Origin of the sequence: Bdellovibrio sp. ArHS (genome assembly GCF_000786105.1) — a bacterium.
In the GTDB taxonomy this organism is placed as follows: domain Bacteria; phylum Bdellovibrionota; class Bdellovibrionia; order Bdellovibrionales; family Bdellovibrionaceae; genus Bdellovibrio.
This window is the reverse complement of record NZ_JTEV01000038.1, coordinates 1-17872: the sequence shown is the minus strand read 5'-3', so window position 1 is coordinate 17872 and position 17872 is coordinate 1. Positions and strand designations below refer to the sequence as shown.

The window sequence follows — 17872 nt, the reverse complement described above, 5'->3', positions numbered from 1 at the left end:
AGTTATTGTGCCCCCAACAACGAAGATCTCCCCCCGTGGTAATGGCACAGGTATGTTCAGATCCGGCGTCAACGAAGGAATAACCAGCACCGATCAAAACCGGGACGTTGCTGCTTGTGGTTGTGTTGTTTCCAAACTGTCCACTCCCGTTATCACCCCAGCAATATAGATCGTCGTCATTTGAAATCGCACAGGTATAATAGAAACCACCGCTGACTTGTGCGAAGTTAGTGCCAACTAGGGTCGGCACTGATTTATTCACATTGCTGGCATCGCCCACCTGTCCATAGGTATTAAATCCCCAACACCACAAGCTGGCATCGCCTTTAATCGCGCAGGCATGAAATTCCCCCGCGCCCACCTTCGCAAATCCATTCCCCACGGACTGCAACCGATATGAAGGCGTCAGCGTATTATTACCAAGCTGCCCATAGCTATTATTAGAACTTAAACAATAAAGATCCCCATTTGATCTGACGGCACAAGTAAGCCCATTTCCCAATGAAACTTCACTATAAACCACGTCCTGTGCAACCGGGTCCTGAATCATCCTGCGCGAGATCTGATCTTTGATGCCCACGACCTTTTCCGACGTTCCGGTTAATGCCACTTGAACAATCTTGGAGCCGGTCGTCGCCCCATCCTGATAGGTGTAATCGATCGAAGCATTCGTTTGACCCGCTGGAATAATCACAGATCCTTTTTGCAGATTGTGATTCGTAGGGCTTACAGCGGTGCTTTTTGAACTCACGAATTCATAGTTCACTGTCACGTCTCGATAAAAAGGCTTATCTAAAGAAAATAAAAAAGACTGCGCGCTTGTGCCCGTGGGATTTTTATCGACGCTGCTGGATATTTGCGACATCGTCGCCAAGACTTGATTTGTTAAAATTGCCGCCGCCGAGGGCTCGGTCGCCAAGGCGCTGCCGCCATATCCTAAGGCTGTCCCCGCAGCTATGGATAAGGAAATACCTCCAGCACTCTGACAACCTTGGACGTGGATCTCGCGGGTGTCAGTTCCTGTGGATACAAGACTTTTTGTGCATCCTTCCGTATCACCATTCACCGTGATATCCGCCAAAGAAAGACTGATGCTGTTTGCATCTGAATAAGTGACTGTCCAGATAAACTCTGTGGATTCATCACCTGTCGCAGGACTTGGTTCAGAAAAAGCAATCGCCGGAGGAGTATTAGTCACAGTCGCCGCATCTGAAGTGGTATGAGCTGCAAAATCATTTCCCGCCTCATCGGCGGCTGAACCTGCGGCAATATCAATTTCAACCGTACCATCCCCGGTACAGTTGCTGACCGTCACACTTTTAATGGCTCCGCCTCCGGATATTGCTTTGTTCGCACAGGACACCGTGCCGGTATATACAAGACTGACATCGGCAGTGGTTAAGGTAATAACGTGATAATCGGAATAAGTTAAAGACCATTGAAAACTCTGCGAAGCGTTTCCTATTGCTGGCGTCGGCGATGACACCAGTAAGGTTCCGGGTGTTGTATCCACAAGCAGGGTTAAAGCAGTGGAAGCCACATTGTTCAAACCCACCGCACTTTGACTGACGTTCGCAGGAACTTCAACCTGCACCAGTCCCTCTGCTTGAGGCGTCAGATTGAACGTGTATTGACTTCCGCTTCCAGAAAAATCAGAAACAGTGGCATTGCTGACCGCTAAATCCGCTGCGGAAAAACCAGTCACGGTTCTATCAAAGTTGACAACTACGGGTATCAAGACGACGTTGGTGGGGCTAGATATCGCGGAACTTAAAGTCGGTGTCGGGTTGTGATTATCATAGGTAATCGAAAAAACATTCGACGCTAAATTTTCATTTCCGACCACATCTTCCGCGCGGCTTGCAGGAAGTTGAACTTGTATCGCACCAGAAACTGTGGCACTTAAAAGCAATTCATAAACAGAACCACTGCCATTTAAAGTGGAAGCGGTGGCACCGCTAACTGTAAAATCACTTAAACTCAGTCCACTCACGTTTTCGCTAAACACCACGTCCACGGTGATTGAATTGATATTCGTTGGATTTGTCTCAAGAGAACTCAAAAGAACGGAAGGCCGATCCCCATCATAATCGATAGTCACCGCCACCGGCGCTGCAAGATTCGGATTTCCCACCAGGTCGTTGGCAACTCCTGCGCCCAAACTCACAGTCACTGTTCCTGAAGAATTGGGTGTCACGTAGGCGATATAATTACTGCCCGCGCCGGTCAGCAAAGAAACGATCCCATTGGTAACTAGGAAGTCCGTCACGGTCAGCCCCGCGACGGGCTCATCGAAGGCCACCGTCACCGGAATACTCATCGAGTTTGTCGGCGATGGTTCCGTCGAATATATTTGCACATTGGGGGCCACCGTATCTTTGTAAATTCTAAATTGAATCGATTGTCCCGTGCCTGAATCTTTTTGATCCGTCACAAGATCAATCGCGCCATCGGGGTGCGCACTGAGATCCAGAACCAGACTCCAAGTACCATCATTCTCACAGGTTACAATTTGCTTCACCGGGGTTGATATCTGAAAAGACTTAAGACTTTTGGGGCATTCACCTTTCAGCGAATAAGAACTGAAATTGCCGGCGTGAGCGCCGGGATTTTGTGTGACGCGAATCGACTGAATCTCTTCAGAAAGGTTCTCGATTCGAGAGCTCATCGAACAACCCAAATGAGCAGCAGCCATCAAGCCCAACAAAATCAACTGAGAAGTCTTTTTTAATTTTACTCGCATCGCTGAAACCCCATCTGTTGACACCGACTGCATCCCACAGGATCTTTTCGGATTATTGAGGTTCCCTCTATATTAGGAAAAAAACAAAAACGCTCCCAAAACTCAATCTGGGAGCGTCTTTCAACTGCAGCGATTCGTTTTTTCTATCGAGCCGGGGTTCCATGAATAAGAATTTCTTGCCACGCCACCCACGATGGAGATTTTGTCGTTTTGATTTTGATATAGCGAATATCTGATCGTGCCTGCAAAGCCGAGTTGGCCAGGTGAAGTATCTGCCCGTCAGAGGTGTTCTGAGAAAACACATGTTGCTTCACCATACTGGACTCGGTCGGCCCTGCCCAAATTTCATGGGTGGTTTCGCCATTGGGTAACTGCGCCACCGCCAGATAAATCTCTTGCACCCAGTGATTCTTACCCAGGTCCACTTGTATCCACGTGTCGTTCCCCGCGTTCTTACCACTATTCCAGACTGATTTAAGATTCCCGTCGGTAAAAGAAGAGATGGAAGAACCTCCCGCTGTTGATCCCGCGGTCACGGCGACAGGTTTCAATCTGATCTCTTTGCCAGAGAACTGTTGATAGAAATATTTAAATTTAAGGCGGGTTTCCTGACTTAAATCCTTTAATCCCATCCAGCGTCCGCCGCCTTCATCAAAGGAGGTCCAAAGGAAAGTCACGACTCCCCAAACCATGGGGTCCGTCGCTGCCAGATTCATAAAGTTGTCGGTGATCTGACGAAGCTGCACTTCACTCATGCCCATATTGCCCATGCCATCCTTGAAGATCGAAGCCGGAGGCAGAATCAACATTTTACGTTGACCACCATCCGCATTATTAAGCGCATTCACCTTCGATTTTACCAGATTAAACATACTCATATAGGGCTGTCGCACATGTTGAGGCCGCTGCGGCACCGGGAAACCACAAAGGTCCCAACCATCGTAACAGTCGAAGCTGTATATGTCATAATTGGGAGGCAGACGAAGATCACTGACGACCATAGGATACGCCTCGTTATAAATAAGTGCGATGTCAGGAAAATCTTTTTTTACCAGATCCGCCGCCGCCACCAGATAGTTATACATCGTCTCGAGCGAGACCCCCGTGTTCACCGCATGCCAATAAGGTTCGTCCAAAGGATAAAGACCCACGACTCTTGATTTGTATTTCTGAAGAGCCGGCACCATTCTCGCCCAGCGCTCTTTGTAATCTGAATACATTCCAAATTTCCCCGTCTGGGTATCTTTGTAAAAGAATGCCGAAGAAACCACAGCGATCGCGCTTAAATTATTGTCTGCCACCGCTTTCAGACTGACTTCATCTGCAGCGACGACCAGTGTATTCAAATAACCATTCACTTCCGCGATCTGCTGGGGCTCTACCAAAAAGTGTGCAAAATACTTTCCATTGTTTTTAGGTCCATACACGATCTTCGGCGTACAACTTGCGTGCTGGGCCGTTCCCGAAAGAACTCCATTGGAACACACGCGAGTTTCCGTAGGACAACGTCCCGCAGAGTCCGCGGCAGAATTCAAATAGAGAACTCGCGAGCCCCCATGGGGAATCGTTTGCCCGTTGAAAAGGCATGAAGCCGGCTGTTCAGATACACAGCTTGCAAATTGCCAACTTCCGCTAAGGACACCATTGCTACAAGTTCTCGTCTGTGACTGACAGGGAACGCCATTGGCCACCATGCTTGTTGCATAAGCCACGACCGAAGATCCCGAATTCACGGTTCGGCCGGCGAATAAACACGACGCCGGAGCCGTTTGCGCAGCCACACAGACCGCATAGTCTCCTGCTCCCGTCAGAGCGCCATTTAAGCACGTGCGGGTCTGCGGCTGACAAGACCCCGATGAACTTGCATAAGCCGTGACGGATTGACCATGAGCGATCGTTGCCCCGTTAAAAAGACAAGCGCGATAAGTATTCGTTTCGCAGGAAGAATATTCATAAGAACCGCTGAGCACACCTTGTTTGCAGAGGCGTCTTTCCGATAAACAAGTCTCGCCTTCCGGCACTGTGGATTTTAGATAGGCGACGATGACTTCTCCACTGGCGACCGTTTTTCCACCAAAAAGACAAGCCGGCTCTGCATTCGCACGACAGGAAGAATACTGATAGCTTCCCGACAAAATTCCGCTGCTGCATATTCTCTGTTCAGACAGACAAGAACCTGAAGAGTTCAAAAAAGCCGTCACACTTTGCCCTTCGGCCAAAGTCTGTCCATCAAATTGGCAAGAGGAGCCCACAGGTATAGCTCCTGCGCAATTAACACCGCCGTCACCACAGAAGTCACTGCCCGCCTGAGCCTGGGAAGCCATATCGGCTAAAGGTTGAAAATGGCCACCGCAGTTTTGAAACAAGAACATCGGCACCAATGCGATGATTAACAAACTAAATGGCATAGCGCCCCCCTTCAAGCAGTTCATCTATTACTCTTTACAAACAACGTCGGAAGCAAAACCGCCGTTGCCCCCACCAACAGTGGGCGATAAAGTCCAAAATCCACCCGCCTGAAAAGACACTTTTTGATTCTTCCCTTGAATAATCATTTCAGTTCCTTGCAGCGGCAATCCTCGAGTAGACGCCCAGGTGAAACTGCCACCTAGAACCATCTCGGCTTTGCCACCCGTGACTTCGCCTATGGCGCCGCTGAATATCGATACTAACTGTGAATAGGTCGTGATACCGGCTTGAGAAATCGACGGTGTCGAACCTCCGCCAATGACTACAGATTGTCCGTTCATCTTAAAGGACATCCCATTAAATGGGATCGTCAGGAAAGGATTGGCGACCGAGTCATCCCCGGTGGCCCGCGCTCGGACGGTGATCTTCGAACAAGGAACCTGCGAGCAGGAATGCAAGGCCCCTGCATAAGAACAACTCCAACGCCAAGGGGACTCATGCGTGCCCACGCCTGAAATGCCCGACGCCACACCAAAGCGGCACAAAGACGAAGAGTCTGGAACTGTGAAAGAGACCGCACCATGAGCGGAACCACAGACTGGAACGACGGAACACGCAGTGTTCGCATAAGAGCCGCTCAATTGGCCACTGCTACAAGTGCGCGACTGACTTTGACAACTTGAGCCCACAGGGACGACATTCGCCGCATAAGCAATGATACTTGATCCATGAGGAATGGTTTTGCCACCAAGAATGCAAGAAGTCGGCTGACCAGGCACGCAGGAACCATAAGAATAATTTCCAGACAAGGTTCCGTTGTTACAAATTCTGGTTTGAGCGCTGCAACTTTGCCCATACGTCACCGTTGAACTCGCATATCCCACCACAGAACCGCCGTGGGGAACCGTCTTCCCATCGAAAGTGCAGGCCACAGGCTGATGAGGTGTACAACTGCTAAAACCATAGCTTCCTGAAAGGACGCCATTTTGACAGGTTCTGGTTTGCATCGTGCAATTTTGCCCATACCCCACGCTGGAAGTTAGGTAAGCCGCAATACTCTGCCCGTGCTCAATAGTTCTCCCGGCGAACAAACACGAGGCTTCTTTACCCACACTGCAGTTCGCGTATTCATAACTTCCCGATAGAACTCCCTCGACACACTGACGAACTTGAGCACGACAAGTGTCACCGAAAGACACGGATGAGTTCAAATAACTCGTCACCGCTTCGCCATTTTTAACTTCCTGGCCATTAAACAAACATGACTTAGAATCAATCGGGGGCGGAGTCGTGGAACCCAGGTCGATTTCTTCCGGCACCTCTGCAAATTGAAGCTGCTGAGGAGCACAGTTCTGAAAGCCAAAAATCAGAAGAACCGCGAATAGCACTAAGAAAGAATGTCTTGGAATCTCGCCTTTTTTTGCAAAAAGCATCATCCCCCCCTTAAGTTCTGATGCGAACACCAGTACCCACCTATCGTCAGGATGAAAGTGCAGCTCAAGTATTTGAACTTTGAAAGCGCTCCCAATAACTCCACAGTGGGAGCATTTCTCTTCTCCAAAGAGAAAATAGAAATTCATTCGACTCCCATAGAGCGCTCCCACACACACGTATGATGGGAGCGAATCGCTTGCACACGTGTCATATTTACCAATGACAAATTAAAAATCGGCAATTATACAAACTTCAATCGTCTTAAGGAACTCTTATGAAAAGCCACGAAATTCTGGAAAAAATTATTCTCGAAAAAAAGAAAAATAATCCAAGACTTTCTTTAAGATCGATTGCCATTAAGATGGGAATTCCCTCGGGACGCCTGTCAGAACTCCTCAAGGGCAAGCGCCGTTTGACGGATTATTATCTCAACAAAGCGTGCGTAGCTCTCAAGATATCTCCGCAATACTGCGAACAAATGCGTCGCGCGACCTTAACAGAAGGAAGCGCTGATAAACCAGCGCCAGGCTACGGCAAACAACTTACGGAAGCAGAAATTGAAAAGCTCTCGACCTGGAAACCGGGCGCCATTATGAGCTTTCTGGAAACCAGCGGCTATAAAGATTTCACGCAGGATCATCCGGACGTGGAAAAACAAGTGCTCTTCATCGCCAGCACCATCGGACTTTCCGGGCCAGAGACATTTTCTATCCTTGAGATTCTTAAAGGCACTCAATTGATTTTCTGGGAAGACGGTCGTTGGCACCCTAGCCACAATCAAACCACCACGGGTTATGATGTTCCCAATAAGTTCATCCAGGCAGGCCATGCCCAGGATCTTTTATTAGCCCAACAAAAACTTTTCAGCGTTAATATACAAAAAAGAGATTTCAGCAGCATCACTATTGCGCTAAATCCCAAAGACATTCCGAAAGCGAAAAAACTTATTCGCAATTTCAGACGGTCTCTGACCTCCCTTTTAGAAAAGGGCGAAAAGAAAGATGTCTATCAGCTTTCAATTCAGTTGTTCCCTCTCAGCGACCCCGGAGAATAGTCATGCGTTTATCGATAATTTTCGTCCTCTCGTTAATAACCCTCAATACCAAGGCTCTTCCGATCGTATCCGGTCATGAACGAGGAAATGGCGGCTTACAACTTCAGTGCCATTCCGAAAACTCTGCCGTCCCAACGATCGCATCCCTTGACAGAATGGAAGGCACTCTTCGCGACGGTCGCACACCCGCAAAGTCCCTTCTCGGTTACGCAGATGAAAATGAAATTGTTCTGCAGGTTTTAACGAAGTTAGAAATCGCAAATCCAACACGTGCGAAAGCCTATCGACAAGCCTTCAAGACACTTTTGAAAAATAGAATCTTCTCGGAAGGTCTGATCATTTCGCCCACTAATGACGGCGACGTCGTCCTGATTCCGCCGCACTGTCACCTTATCCAGGGAGCGGTCTTTATTGGCGGAGGCACACAGGAAAAACGGATCTATCTTTTTGATAAAGCGTCCTGGGATCAAACCAGCGCCTTAGATAAGGCCTACCTCCTTCTGCATGAAATTATTTACCAAGAGGCTCTACTGCCAGAGAACTCGCACCAGAATGCAGCAGCCACACGCAATCTGAATAGCTGGCTTTTCAGTCATCTGGATGACCTCGATCAAAATAGTTGGAATCAACAACTGGCACTCAACGGATTTAGCTATGGAGACTACAACGGCATCGCCATTCAGCTGACCTACACTCAGACCTTTACAAACAAAAGACTGCCTGCGCCCGTCAAGTACTACCCGTCCGGCGAACTTCACAAAGCCGTTCTTTACTCAAGCTTCACTTTGCAACAAGGATCTGTGAAGTTGTCTCGCGAGTGCGCGCCACAAAAGCACACGCGACAGTTTGATAGCTACGTGGAATTCCAACCATCCGGAAAGGTGAAAAGACTGGTTCTTTCAGAACCGCTTTTTAAATCGCCCGGGTGTGGACTTTATCTAGACACGTTCAATGATCTGACTTTTTCCTCAGAGGGAGACCTTGAAGGAGCCCGATACACTCAGCCGGAGTTCTTTCACTCTTTCTAGCTCAGAAACCTCCTCTGGCACCTTGAAATTCATACCCGTGTCGCAGCAAAGAGACACACTTTTCGTCACGCGACACCGCTCCCTTCGGCGCTCCCACACGACGAAGAAGGGAACGAAAATTGGTTGAGGAAAGGCAGAAATGATTTTTCTTATGCACCTGTTTCAGAAAAGATAGAAACATGACAAACGAAGAAAATCTAAAACCCGTGCCTGTTGTAAAAGTAACTAGAGAGACCACCGGAAATTCAGAACAAAGAGAATCTCTTAGATGTCTTCTCGAACAGTTGATTAAAGAAATGGTTCCGTATCCTGAAGACATCAGCGTCACCTATTCGTGCGGGGAAAGAACAACGGTTTACACCATCGATTGCAGCCAAAGAGTTCTGGGGCGTATCATTGGCTCTCGCGGAAAGCATATTCAGAGCGTGCGAACCATTGTTCAGGGCATCAGCGCCAGCAAAGGATTTCGCTCCGTCGTGGAGATTCCTTACTACCCTGAAGAGGCCGTGTAGAGAAAAAGTATTTTGCGCCTTGCAGTAAGAGGAGCTTGCGAGCCAAAGATCTTTGGAACTACGCACAGCGCAGCTTGCCTTTTCAGAGGAAGCCGACAACTATGCTTGGATGCAAGCTGCCCAAGAAAATCCGCCAAAAGAAAACGGGTTGTTAAATCTCGTTTTCAACATCGTCCTGCCCGTTTTAATTCTTAATAAACTTAGCAAATTCATTGGTCCTTTTTGGGCTTTGATTTTGGCCCTGGCATTTCCCTTAGGCTATGGTGCCTATGATTTAATCAAACGCAAAAAAGCCAACGCCTTTTCTGCCCTGGGTCTTTTGAATGTCCTGTTCACCGGAGGGCTTGCGTTATTGGGGCTTCACGGGTTCTGGTTTGCCGTCAAAGAAGCGGCTTTCCCTGCTCTGGTCGGCCTGTTTGTCCTGGGATCTGCTTTCACGAAAAGGCCGTTTATTGAAACTCTGTTTTTAAATCCTTCCATTATGAAGGTGGATTTACTCGAGGACCGTCTCAAAGAGCACGGCCGACAAGCCGAGTTTCACGATCACATGCGCAAGGCGACGATCTGGTTGTCCCTGTCTTTTGCCTTTAGCGCCGTTTGTAACTTCGTGTTGGCGCGCAGAATATTTATCAATATCGACGCAAATCTGTCGTCCGAGGCGCAATCCTTGGTTTTGAACGATCAGATCGCAGAAATGACCACGTGGTCGATGGCGATCATCATGGTTCCTTCTATTATCTTCCTTTTGGGGATTTTCTGGTATCTCATGCGAGGCATCAAAGAGTACTCCGGCCTTTCTACCGAAGAACTCATTAAAGAAAACTAGAATTCGCCATCGTCCCCAAAGGGCGGCGGTGGTGGTGGTGGTGGCGGAAAGTCCGAACCGCCTTGAAAGCCTCCCCCAAAGTCATCGCCAAATCCAGGAGGAGGTGGCGGTGGAGGTGGTGGCACATCACCAAAATCATCTGACATATTCGGTGCAGGCACATAGCCGTCAGGGCCTCCGAAATCATCAAACGTCGGTGGTGGTGGAAAAGACGAACCGCCGCTTCCAAAACCGCCGCCGCTGCTACTTCCTGAGCTGGGCGAGCTGCTGGGACGACCAAATTTACTTTGTGCGCCATACATAGCTCTTTTGCGGTAGTCGTAACGAGGTCGCAACTCATCCAAACCTAACTCAGTGGCTTCTGAGGGCAGATGAGCGGCCTGTCGATCGAGAATTTTCTGTTTGGATTTTTCCGCGACATATTCTTCACGGGAGTTTTCGTAATCTTCCAGGCGTTTTCTTTTAGCGACTGCATCAGCCTGCGCCTCAGGTCCGTCTTCAGACATTCTGATGCTTTTTTTGGTCTGCTTGTATTCTTCCCGGGCCCGGTCTTTTTGATTTTCCCACTGCTCTTCTTCTTCGAGGTGCGCGCGTTCCCCTTTGCTGCGGGCGAGATCAAACTGTTTCAGATTTTTTTGATGCTGAGCAAAACCAGAAAGACGTTCCATTTCAGCCTTTTGCGCCCACGAGTTGGCACTAAAAAGAGCTACAACGATACAAATAAAAAATGCGCGCGAATGGATCATCTTGCCACCAGCTTAACAGGGCCCGGGATTTTTTTTGAGCAAACAAAAAAGATGCTCGACCTTTGGCTAATTCCTGAATAACGTAAACCCCTGTTCGAAGGAGCCTCATGAACGCATTAGAACACATTGGTATTTTCGCAGCGCAGACTTTTCTGATTCTTTTTGCCATTATCGCCATTATTTTAGTCATTGCGATGGTGGCCGCAAAGGCCGGCCACAAGAACGAAATCCAGGTCGAACTTCTGCACAAAAAGTACAAAGGCTTTAAAAATCTTCTTAAAGCGCAGACGCTAACTAAAAGTGAGCGCAAAGATTTGCGCAAAAAACTTAAAGAAGAAAAGAAGACTTCTGAAAACAAATCTCGCGACCAAGAAAAGAAAGTTTTCCTGATCGACTTCGAAGGCGACGTGAAAGCTTCGGCGGTCGAAAATTTACGCGAAGAAGTCACTGCGGTTCTGACGATTGCCACCCCCAAAGACGAAGTGGTCGTGCGCGTGGAAAGCCCTGGTGGTGTCGTTCATGGCTATGGACTGGCCGCTTCTCAACTTCTGCGCATTCGTGAAAAACAGATTCCACTAACCGTGTGCGTGGACAAAGTGGCAGCCAGCGGCGGCTATCTGATGTCATGCACCGCCAATAGAATTCTGTGCGCACCCTTTGCGATCGTCGGCTCTATCGGGGTGGTTGCTCAGGTTCCTAATCTGTATCGCGTTCTTAAAAAACACGATGTCGACTTTAAAGAATACACCGCGGGCGAGTATAAGCGCACCGTCAGCCTTTTAGGCGAAATCACCCCCAAGGGTGAGGAAAAATTTAAAGAACAACTTGAAGATACTCACGTTTTATTTAAGAACTTCGTTCATAAATTCCGTCCTCATCTCAATTTGAATGAGGTAGCAACTGGTGAATATTGGTACGGCGAACAGGCTTTAACCAAAGGTTTGATCGATGAAATTCGCACCAGTGACGATTATTTGTTATCCCTGTCTGAAGACCATCAAATAGTTAAAGTAAAATACGAACATCACGAGAGTTTTAGTGATAAGCTCACAGGAATTATCGGCAAGGCCTTCAAAAAAGGCAGCCTTTCTATTTTGGAAGAACTAGAAACACGACGCTTTCTTTAAGAAGGACATGTGACGGTGCAAACTCCAGTACTTGAAGTTAAAAATTTGGAAACCACATTTCACACCAATGCCGGACCTGTGCGTGCGGTGAATAACATCAGTTATTCCATTCAAAAAGGTCAGACCTTGGGAATTGTGGGCGAATCCGGCAGCGGAAAATCCGTCACCTCTTATTCCCTGATGCGTTTGATTGAAAAGCCTGGAAAGGTTTCGGGAGGTCAGGTCCTTTTAAATGGCCGCGATCTGTTAAAGCTTTCCGAAGGCGCCATGGAAGAAGTGCGTGGCGGCGAAATGGCCATGATCTTCCAAGAACCCATGACCGCGTTAAATCCAGTTCTAACCATCGGCTATCAGATGGACGAACAAATTATGAAACACAAAAAATGCTCCCCCAAAGAATCGCAAGAGCGCGCCATTGAAATGCTGCGCTTGGTGGGCATTCCATCTCCGGAAGAACGCTATAACTCCTACCCTCATCAGCTTTCCGGCGGGATGAGACAAAGAGCGATGATCGCTATGGCTCTTTCCTGTGACCCGACATTTTTGATTGCCGACGAGCCGACGACCGCTCTGGACGTCACCATTCAGGCACAAATCCTGGAGCTGATTCAAAATCTTCAAGCCAAATTCAATATGACGGTTCAGTTTATCACTCATGATTTGGGTGTGATTTCTGAAATTTCCGACCGCGTCCTGGTGATGTACGGCGGCCAGACTTGCGAACAATCAGAAACTCAGGAGCTGTTCCTGAATCCGCGCCACCCTTACACGGCCGCCTTGATTTCTTCGCGCCCCAAATTCGGCGAAAGAGTCCGTCGCCTTAACACGATCGAAGGCAGCGTCCCTGCTCCTTTTGACCTGCCACGCGGCTGCCCTTTTGTAAACAGATGCACACGCGCCAAAGGCGAATGCACGGCGAATAAACCACCTTTAATGGAAATTAAACCGGGTCACACGGTGGCTTGTTTTAATCCACTTTAAATCGGGGTCCGACATGAACGAGATCATTCTTGAAGCAAAGAATATTAAAAAGCACTTCCCGATCCGCAAAGGACTTTTGTTGCGTGAAGTAGCCAGTGTGAAAGCCGTTGATGACGTTTCTCTTTACGTGCGCAAAGGCGAAACTTTAGGGCTGGTCGGAGAATCCGGCTGCGGCAAATCCACTTTAGGGCGCACCTTGATTCGCCTTTATGAACCCACCGGTGGCGCTATCAGCTTTGATGGCCAGGATTTTCTCAACTTAAAAGGCGAAGCTCTTCGTAAAAAACGTAAAAACATGCAGATGATTTTCCAGGACCCCTATGCCTCCTTGGATCCGCGCATGACCGTCGGGCAAATCATCCGTCAACCGATGGATATTCACGATGTCGGAACACCCGCAGAACGCAATGCCCGAGTTTTGGAATTGATTGAACTCGTCGGCTTGCGCAAAGCCCACGTAAATCGCTATCCACATGAATTTTCGGGTGGACAACGTCAGCGGATCAGCATTGCTCGCGCGATTGCCTTGAATCCCGAACTGATCATCTGTGATGAGCCCGTCAGCGCTTTGGACGTTTCCATTCAGGCGCAAATTTTAAATCTTCTGAAAGATCTGCAAGAAAAGTTAAAGCTGACCTACATCTTCATTTCGCACGATCTGTCGGTGATCGAACACACTTGCGATCGTATTGCCGTGATGTACCTGGGAAAAATCGTGGAAGTCGCCTCGCGCGATGAGCTTTTCAGCAATCCTCAGCACCCCTACACCCAGGCTTTGATCAGTGCGATCCCCCGCGTGGGGCAAGGCAAGAAGATGATGAAAAAATCTTTGAGCGGAGAAGTTCCAAGCCCGATCAATCCACCTTCAGGTTGCGCATTTCATCCGCGCTGCCCGCACAAGATGGATGTCTGCGCCACGCAGACACCCGTGCTGGATGGACAAGACTCGCACAAAAAAGCGTGTTGGTTGACGACAACAAAATAACAATAATTTTTTGGGGAATTATTTTAATCAACAAGGAGTACGTATGTTGAACAAGTTTGCGAAAGGACTCATGCTGGTGGCAGGTGTTGGCTTTACAAGCCAAGCTTTGGCAGCACCCTCAAACAATGAGCTTAAAATCGGGATCTCTCAAGAATTCGAGACGATGAATCCCCTTATCATGACCATGTCAGCTTCGGCTTACATGTACCGCCTGGTGGGTCGTTCCTTGGTGATCCTCACTCCCGAAGGCAAATGGGTGGCTCAATTGGCTAAAGAAATTCCTTCTTTGGACAAAGGCACGGCAAAGATCGTTGAAGACGGCGGCAAAAAGAAAGTCGTCGCGACTTGGGAAATTCTTGAGGGCGCAAAATGGGGCGACGGCCAACCCGTCATCTGCCAGGACTTCATCACGGCTCATACAATTGCGACCAGCAACAACGTCAGCGTGGGTGAAAAAGAAAATTGGACTCAGGTTGAAAAAATCGACGTCGACCCGAAAAATCCCAAAAAATGTACTTTCAAATATGACAAAGCCAAATGGGATTTCTATCAGTTGGCGCAGTTCTTCCCGGTGCCTACTCACATCGAAAAAGCGGTGTTTGATAAATACGGAAAACAAAAAGAGGGCTACGAAAAGAACTCCAACTACGTTCGTAATGCGACAAATCCAGGGCTTTACAACGGTCCTTACGTGATTTCTGAAGTGAAATTGGGTTCGCACGTGGCTTTTGCTCCGAATCCCCATTTTTACGGCAAACAACCTCAGATTAAAAAAATCATCGTGAAGCTCATCCCGAACACGGGAACTATGGAAGCGAATCTTCGCTCGGGCACGATCGACATGATTTCCACTTTGGGTCTGGATTTTGACCAGGCTTTGGCCTTCGAGAAAAAAGCCAAAGCGGAAAGCCTTCCTTATGTCGTCCACTTTGTTCCTTCTGTGACTTACGAACACATCGATCTTAAGTTGGACAATCCGATCCTTAAAGACGTGCGTGTTCGTAAAGCTTTGCTTTACTCCATCAACCGCGAAGATCTAGTGAAAGCTCTTTTCGAGGGCAAACAACAAGTGGCCATCCACAATGTTTCTCCGAAAGATCCGTGGTTCACCGCAGATCCTAAAGTCGTGACTTTGTATCGTTATTCGAAACGCGAAGCCGGAAAGCTTTTGGATGAAGCCGGCTGGAAAATGGGCGCCGATGGTTACCGCTCTAAAGATGGCAAACGCTTGTCTTTGGTATTCCAAACTACAGCGGGCAATAAAACCCGTGAGTTGGTGCAAGTTTATTTACAAAATCAATGGAAACAAGCGGGCATCGAAGTTCTTGTGAAGAACGAACCAGCACGTGTGTTCTTTGCAGAAACCATGACCAAGCGTAAGTTCGATGGTTTGGCGTTGTTTGCCTGGGTTTCATCCCCGGAAAACAGTCCTCGTTCGACAGTTTCATCAAAGGCAATTCCCAACAACTCCAACGGTTGGTCGGGTCAGAACTTCCATGGCTGGAACAATCCCGCAGTGGATAAAAACCTAGATGCTTTGGACGTCGAGTTCAATTCACAAAAAAGAACGGCGTTAGTTCACGACATCCTTAAAGCTTACACAATGGATGTTCCTGTTTTGCCGCTGTACTATCGTTCGGACATCTCTGTGACACCGAAGAACCTTAAGAACTATAAAATGTCAGGTCATCAATTCTACGAAACAAACAACGTAGAAGAATGGACTATGAACTAAGATTTATTAAAGGTTCTGCCCCCAGGGGCGGAACCGCGTGAGGGACCATCATGACTACGTTTATCACCCGCAGAATTTTGCAGACACTCGCTGTGATTGTTGTGCTTTCCTACGTGTGTTTCTACTTAATGAGCTTAATGCCCGGGGATCCCGTAGACATGATGGTTGCTTCCAATCCAAAAATCACCGCTGAAGACGTGGCTCGCCTTAAAGCCCTTTATGGTCTGGATCAACCTGTCTATAAAAGATACGCCAACTGGGTGGGTTCTATTGCCCAAGGTGATTTGGGTTACAGCCGCACTTATCGTGTTCCCGTGCAGGAGCTTATGGGTCCCCGCCTTTGGAACACCTTCATTCTGTCATTGGCGTCACTGACGCTGTCCCTGTTAATCGCAATTCCTTTAGGTGTTATTTCGGCGCTCAAACCAGGAAGTAAAACCGATTACTTCGTGAATCTTTTTTCCTTTGCCGGAATCTCCATTCCCTCGTTCTGGCTTGCGATCGTTCTCATTATTATTTTCGCGGTCAAGTTTCCGCTTCTTCCCGCCGGAGGCACGCAGACCATCGGCACGGGTCCTTTGGGTTTTTGGGCAGATCTTGCGGACCGCTCCGTGTATCTGGTTTTACCGGTTTTAAGCTTGGCGATTCAACAAATCGGCCGTTTTTCACGTTTCACTCGTTCGGCCATGCTCGAGGCGATGAGAAATGACTTCATCCGCACCGCTCGCGCCAAAGGCCTTTCCCGTCGTCGCGTGATCTGGCAACACGGTTTCCGCAATGCTTTGATTCCGTTGATTACGATTTTAGCTTTAAGTTTTTCGGGTCTTTTTTCCGGAGCCATCTTAACGGAAACCGTCTTTGCTTACCAAGGTGTGGGCAAACTGGTTTACGATTCTATCATTGGCAACGACTACAACGTCGCGATGATTTCCTTTGTGATTTCCGTCAGTATGGTTCTTTTGGCGAATCTTCTTGCCGACATCTTATACGGATTTGCGGATCCTAGAATTTCCTACCAATAGGGGTTAAGACGATGAGTTCAAATGAAATCACAATGAATGAAGTTGAAATCGACACCGGTCTTTCCCAGGAAGAACGCGCCAAAATCGAAAAAGCGCAACCCATGTGGAAAATGGTCCTCACGCAGTTCATGGAACACAAAGCGGCCGTCGCTGGCGCTGTGGTCATCACGTTCCTTATGCTTGTTGCGATCTTTGCCAATCAGATCCAAAGCCTTACTGATTTGGACCCTGACGCTCAAAACGTGGGGAACCGTTACCTTGCGCCGATGACCACAGCACAGGTAGGTCAGGATGTTCGCGAAACAGACATCGAACGCTATATCACCGCGAACCCTGAAATCGCCGACAAAGTTCAAAAAGCCCTCGTCGAAAAAGGCGTGGTGCAAGTCGCCGAGGCCGACGCTCTTTATGAGCTCGCCGCACAAGATGTAAAACAAGCCCTCAGCCACTTGGAATCTCTGAACGTGGCGGAAGCGACCGGATTGGTTTCTCTGTTCAAAGAATTTGAAACCTTCCATCTGTTTGGCACGGATGAGCTGGGTCGCGATGTCTTCATTCGCCTGGTATATGGGACCCGTGTCTCTATGGGCGTCGGTGTTCTTGTGGCCATCGCTTCGGCCCTCGTGGGACTGCTGATCGGAAGTATCGCGGGATTTTATGGCGGCATTATCGACACTGTTCTTATGCGCGTCACCGATGCGTTGCTGTCCTTGCCGCATATTCCGGTTTTGATTGTCATCGCCGCGATTGATCTGACAAAGATTCCCTGGTTGAAAGCCTTAGTCAGCACGTCCAACGAAAGTGTCTTTAAGATGATCATCATCCTCTGCATTTTTTCTTGGATGACGGTGGCTCGTTTGGTACGCGGAAGCATTTTATCCATCCGGGAACGTGAATTCGTTCTTGCCGCAAGAACCTTGGGCGCGAAAGACAGCACGATCATTGTTCGTCATATGTTTCCGAATGTCATCGCCCCTATTTTGGTCTCGATCACATTGGGTGTCGGCGAATCCATCTTGTTTGAAGCGGCACTGAGCTTCTTAGGTTTGGGTATTATGCCACCAATGCCAAGTTGGGGTAACATGCTTAACAATGCCCAAGAGCTGATTTATCAAGCTCCCTTTTTGGCCATTCTTCCGGGAGTCATGATTCTGATCACAACCATCAGCTTCAACTATCTGGGGGATGGCTTACAGAACGCTATCGACCCTAAGGCGATCCGTCGTTAATAAACTGCACCACTTGCCTGGTGCTGCCGCTCAATACCAAG

14 protein-coding genes are annotated in these 17872 nt (G+C 48.4%); 10 read left to right on the top strand and 4 right to left on the bottom strand.

All coding sequences use genetic code 11. The features are described 5' to 3' along the window. The 3 genes from OM95_RS17460 to OM95_RS16270 form a co-directional block, all read right to left on the bottom strand. On the bottom strand, nucleotides 1-2743 hold a 2743-nt coding region (locus OM95_RS17460; protein ID WP_291516668.1), incomplete at its 3' end, for an Ig-like domain-containing protein. 143 nt (nucleotides 2744-2886) lie between these two features. Then, nucleotides 2887-5151, bottom strand: a complete 2265-nt coding sequence (locus tag OM95_RS16275; protein ID WP_291516667.1) for a discoidin domain-containing protein — start codon at nucleotides 5149-5151, stop codon at nucleotides 2887-2889. A 27-nt stretch (nucleotides 5152-5178) separates the two neighbouring features. Further along, nucleotides 5179-6615 (bottom strand): hypothetical protein, encoded by a 1437-nt coding sequence (locus OM95_RS16270; protein ID WP_291516665.1) that lies wholly within the window; start codon nucleotides 6613-6615, stop codon nucleotides 5179-5181. Between the two features lie 245 nt (nucleotides 6616-6860). On the opposite strand from OM95_RS16270, the gene OM95_RS16265 reads away from it, so the two are divergent. The 4 genes from OM95_RS16265 to OM95_RS16245 all read left to right on the top strand — a co-directional run bounded on the left by OM95_RS16265 (nucleotide 6861) and on the right by OM95_RS16245 (nucleotide 10006). Continuing rightward, on the top strand, nucleotides 6861-7640 hold the full coding sequence (locus OM95_RS16265) for a TIGR02147 family protein (RefSeq protein WP_041876178.1): 780 nt from the start codon (nucleotides 6861-6863) through the stop codon (nucleotides 7638-7640). Between the two features lie 2 nt (nucleotides 7641-7642). Then, nucleotides 7643-8668, top strand: a complete 1026-nt coding sequence (locus OM95_RS16260; protein WP_041876175.1) for a hypothetical protein — start codon at nucleotides 7643-7645, stop codon at nucleotides 8666-8668. Nucleotides 8669-8847: 179 nt separating this feature from the next. Further along, the gene (locus tag OM95_RS17455; RefSeq protein WP_291516663.1) at nucleotides 8848-9180 is read left to right on the top strand and encodes a KH domain-containing protein; all 333 of its coding nucleotides are present in this window, start codon (nucleotides 8848-8850) and stop codon (nucleotides 9178-9180) included. Nucleotides 9181-9232: 52 nt separating this feature from the next. Next, nucleotides 9233-10006: a VC0807 family protein gene (locus OM95_RS16245; protein ID WP_291516661.1), complete on the top strand. Its 774-nt coding sequence runs from the start codon at nucleotides 9233-9235 to the stop codon at nucleotides 10004-10006. Here the strand turns inward: OM95_RS16245 and OM95_RS16240 are convergent. After that, nucleotides 10003-10752 (bottom strand): hypothetical protein, encoded by a 750-nt coding sequence (locus tag OM95_RS16240; protein WP_041876170.1) that lies wholly within the window; start codon nucleotides 10750-10752, stop codon nucleotides 10003-10005. The genes OM95_RS16245 and OM95_RS16240 overlap by 4 nt on opposite strands. 107 nt (nucleotides 10753-10859) lie before the next feature. On the opposite strand from OM95_RS16240, the gene sohB reads away from it, so the two are divergent. Genes sohB through OM95_RS16210 form a run of 6 tightly spaced genes read left to right on the top strand, consistent with a single transcriptional unit; the run spans nucleotide 10860 to nucleotide 17831 of the window. After that, complete coding sequence (gene sohB / locus OM95_RS16235; protein ID WP_041876167.1) at nucleotides 10860-11879, top strand: protease SohB; 1020 nt, start codon at nucleotides 10860-10862, stop codon at nucleotides 11877-11879. Between the two features lie 9 nt (nucleotides 11880-11888). Beyond that, entirely contained in the window at nucleotides 11889-12860 is a 972-nt protein-coding gene (locus OM95_RS16230) for an ABC transporter ATP-binding protein (RefSeq protein ID WP_041876166.1), read from the top strand. 13 nt (nucleotides 12861-12873) lie between these two features. Continuing rightward, nucleotides 12874-13845: a dipeptide ABC transporter ATP-binding protein gene (locus tag OM95_RS16225; protein ID WP_041876165.1), complete on the top strand. Its 972-nt coding sequence runs from the start codon at nucleotides 12874-12876 to the stop codon at nucleotides 13843-13845. Nucleotides 13846-13888: 43 nt separating this feature from the next. Further along, nucleotides 13889-15580 (top strand): peptide ABC transporter substrate-binding protein, encoded by a 1692-nt coding sequence (locus OM95_RS16220; protein ID WP_041876162.1) that lies wholly within the window; start codon nucleotides 13889-13891, stop codon nucleotides 15578-15580. Nucleotides 15581-15630: 50 nt separating this feature from the next. Continuing rightward, nucleotides 15631-16602 carry an ABC transporter permease gene (locus OM95_RS16215; protein ID WP_041876159.1) on the top strand — a complete coding sequence of 324 codons (972 nt, stop codon included), beginning with the start codon at nucleotides 15631-15633 and terminating at the stop codon, nucleotides 16600-16602. Between the two features lie 11 nt (nucleotides 16603-16613). Beyond that, nucleotides 16614-17831 carry an ABC transporter permease gene (locus OM95_RS16210; RefSeq protein ID WP_041876156.1) on the top strand — a complete coding sequence of 406 codons (1218 nt, stop codon included), beginning with the start codon at nucleotides 16614-16616 and terminating at the stop codon, nucleotides 17829-17831. Nucleotides 17832-17872 lie beyond the last annotated feature (41 nt).

What these genes read in the sequence shown, in the direction of transcription:
- OM95_RS16275 (WP_291516667.1), bottom strand. Translation starts at nt 5,151, where the DNA reads ATGCCATTTAGTTTGTTAATCATCGCATTGGTGCCGATGTTCTTGTTT.
- OM95_RS16265 (WP_041876178.1), top strand. Translation starts at nt 6,861, where the DNA reads ATGAAAAGCCACGAAATTCTGGAAAAAATTATTCTCGAAAAAAAGAAA.
- OM95_RS16260 (WP_041876175.1), top strand. Translation starts at nt 7,643, where the DNA reads ATGCGTTTATCGATAATTTTCGTCCTCTCGTTAATAACCCTCAATACC.
- OM95_RS17455 (WP_291516663.1), top strand. Translation starts at nt 8,848, where the DNA reads ATGACAAACGAAGAAAATCTAAAACCCGTGCCTGTTGTAAAAGTAACT.
- OM95_RS16240 (WP_041876170.1), bottom strand. Translation starts at nt 10,752, where the DNA reads ATGATCCATTCGCGCGCATTTTTTATTTGTATCGTTGTAGCTCTTTTT.
- sohB (WP_041876167.1), top strand. Translation starts at nt 10,860, where the DNA reads ATGAACGCATTAGAACACATTGGTATTTTCGCAGCGCAGACTTTTCTG.
- OM95_RS16225 (WP_041876165.1), top strand. Translation starts at nt 12,874, where the DNA reads ATGAACGAGATCATTCTTGAAGCAAAGAATATTAAAAAGCACTTCCCG.
- OM95_RS16220 (WP_041876162.1), top strand. Translation starts at nt 13,889, where the DNA reads ATGTTGAACAAGTTTGCGAAAGGACTCATGCTGGTGGCAGGTGTTGGC.
- OM95_RS16215 (WP_041876159.1), top strand. Translation starts at nt 15,631, where the DNA reads ATGACTACGTTTATCACCCGCAGAATTTTGCAGACACTCGCTGTGATT.
- OM95_RS16210 (WP_041876156.1), top strand. Translation starts at nt 16,614, where the DNA reads ATGAGTTCAAATGAAATCACAATGAATGAAGTTGAAATCGACACCGGT.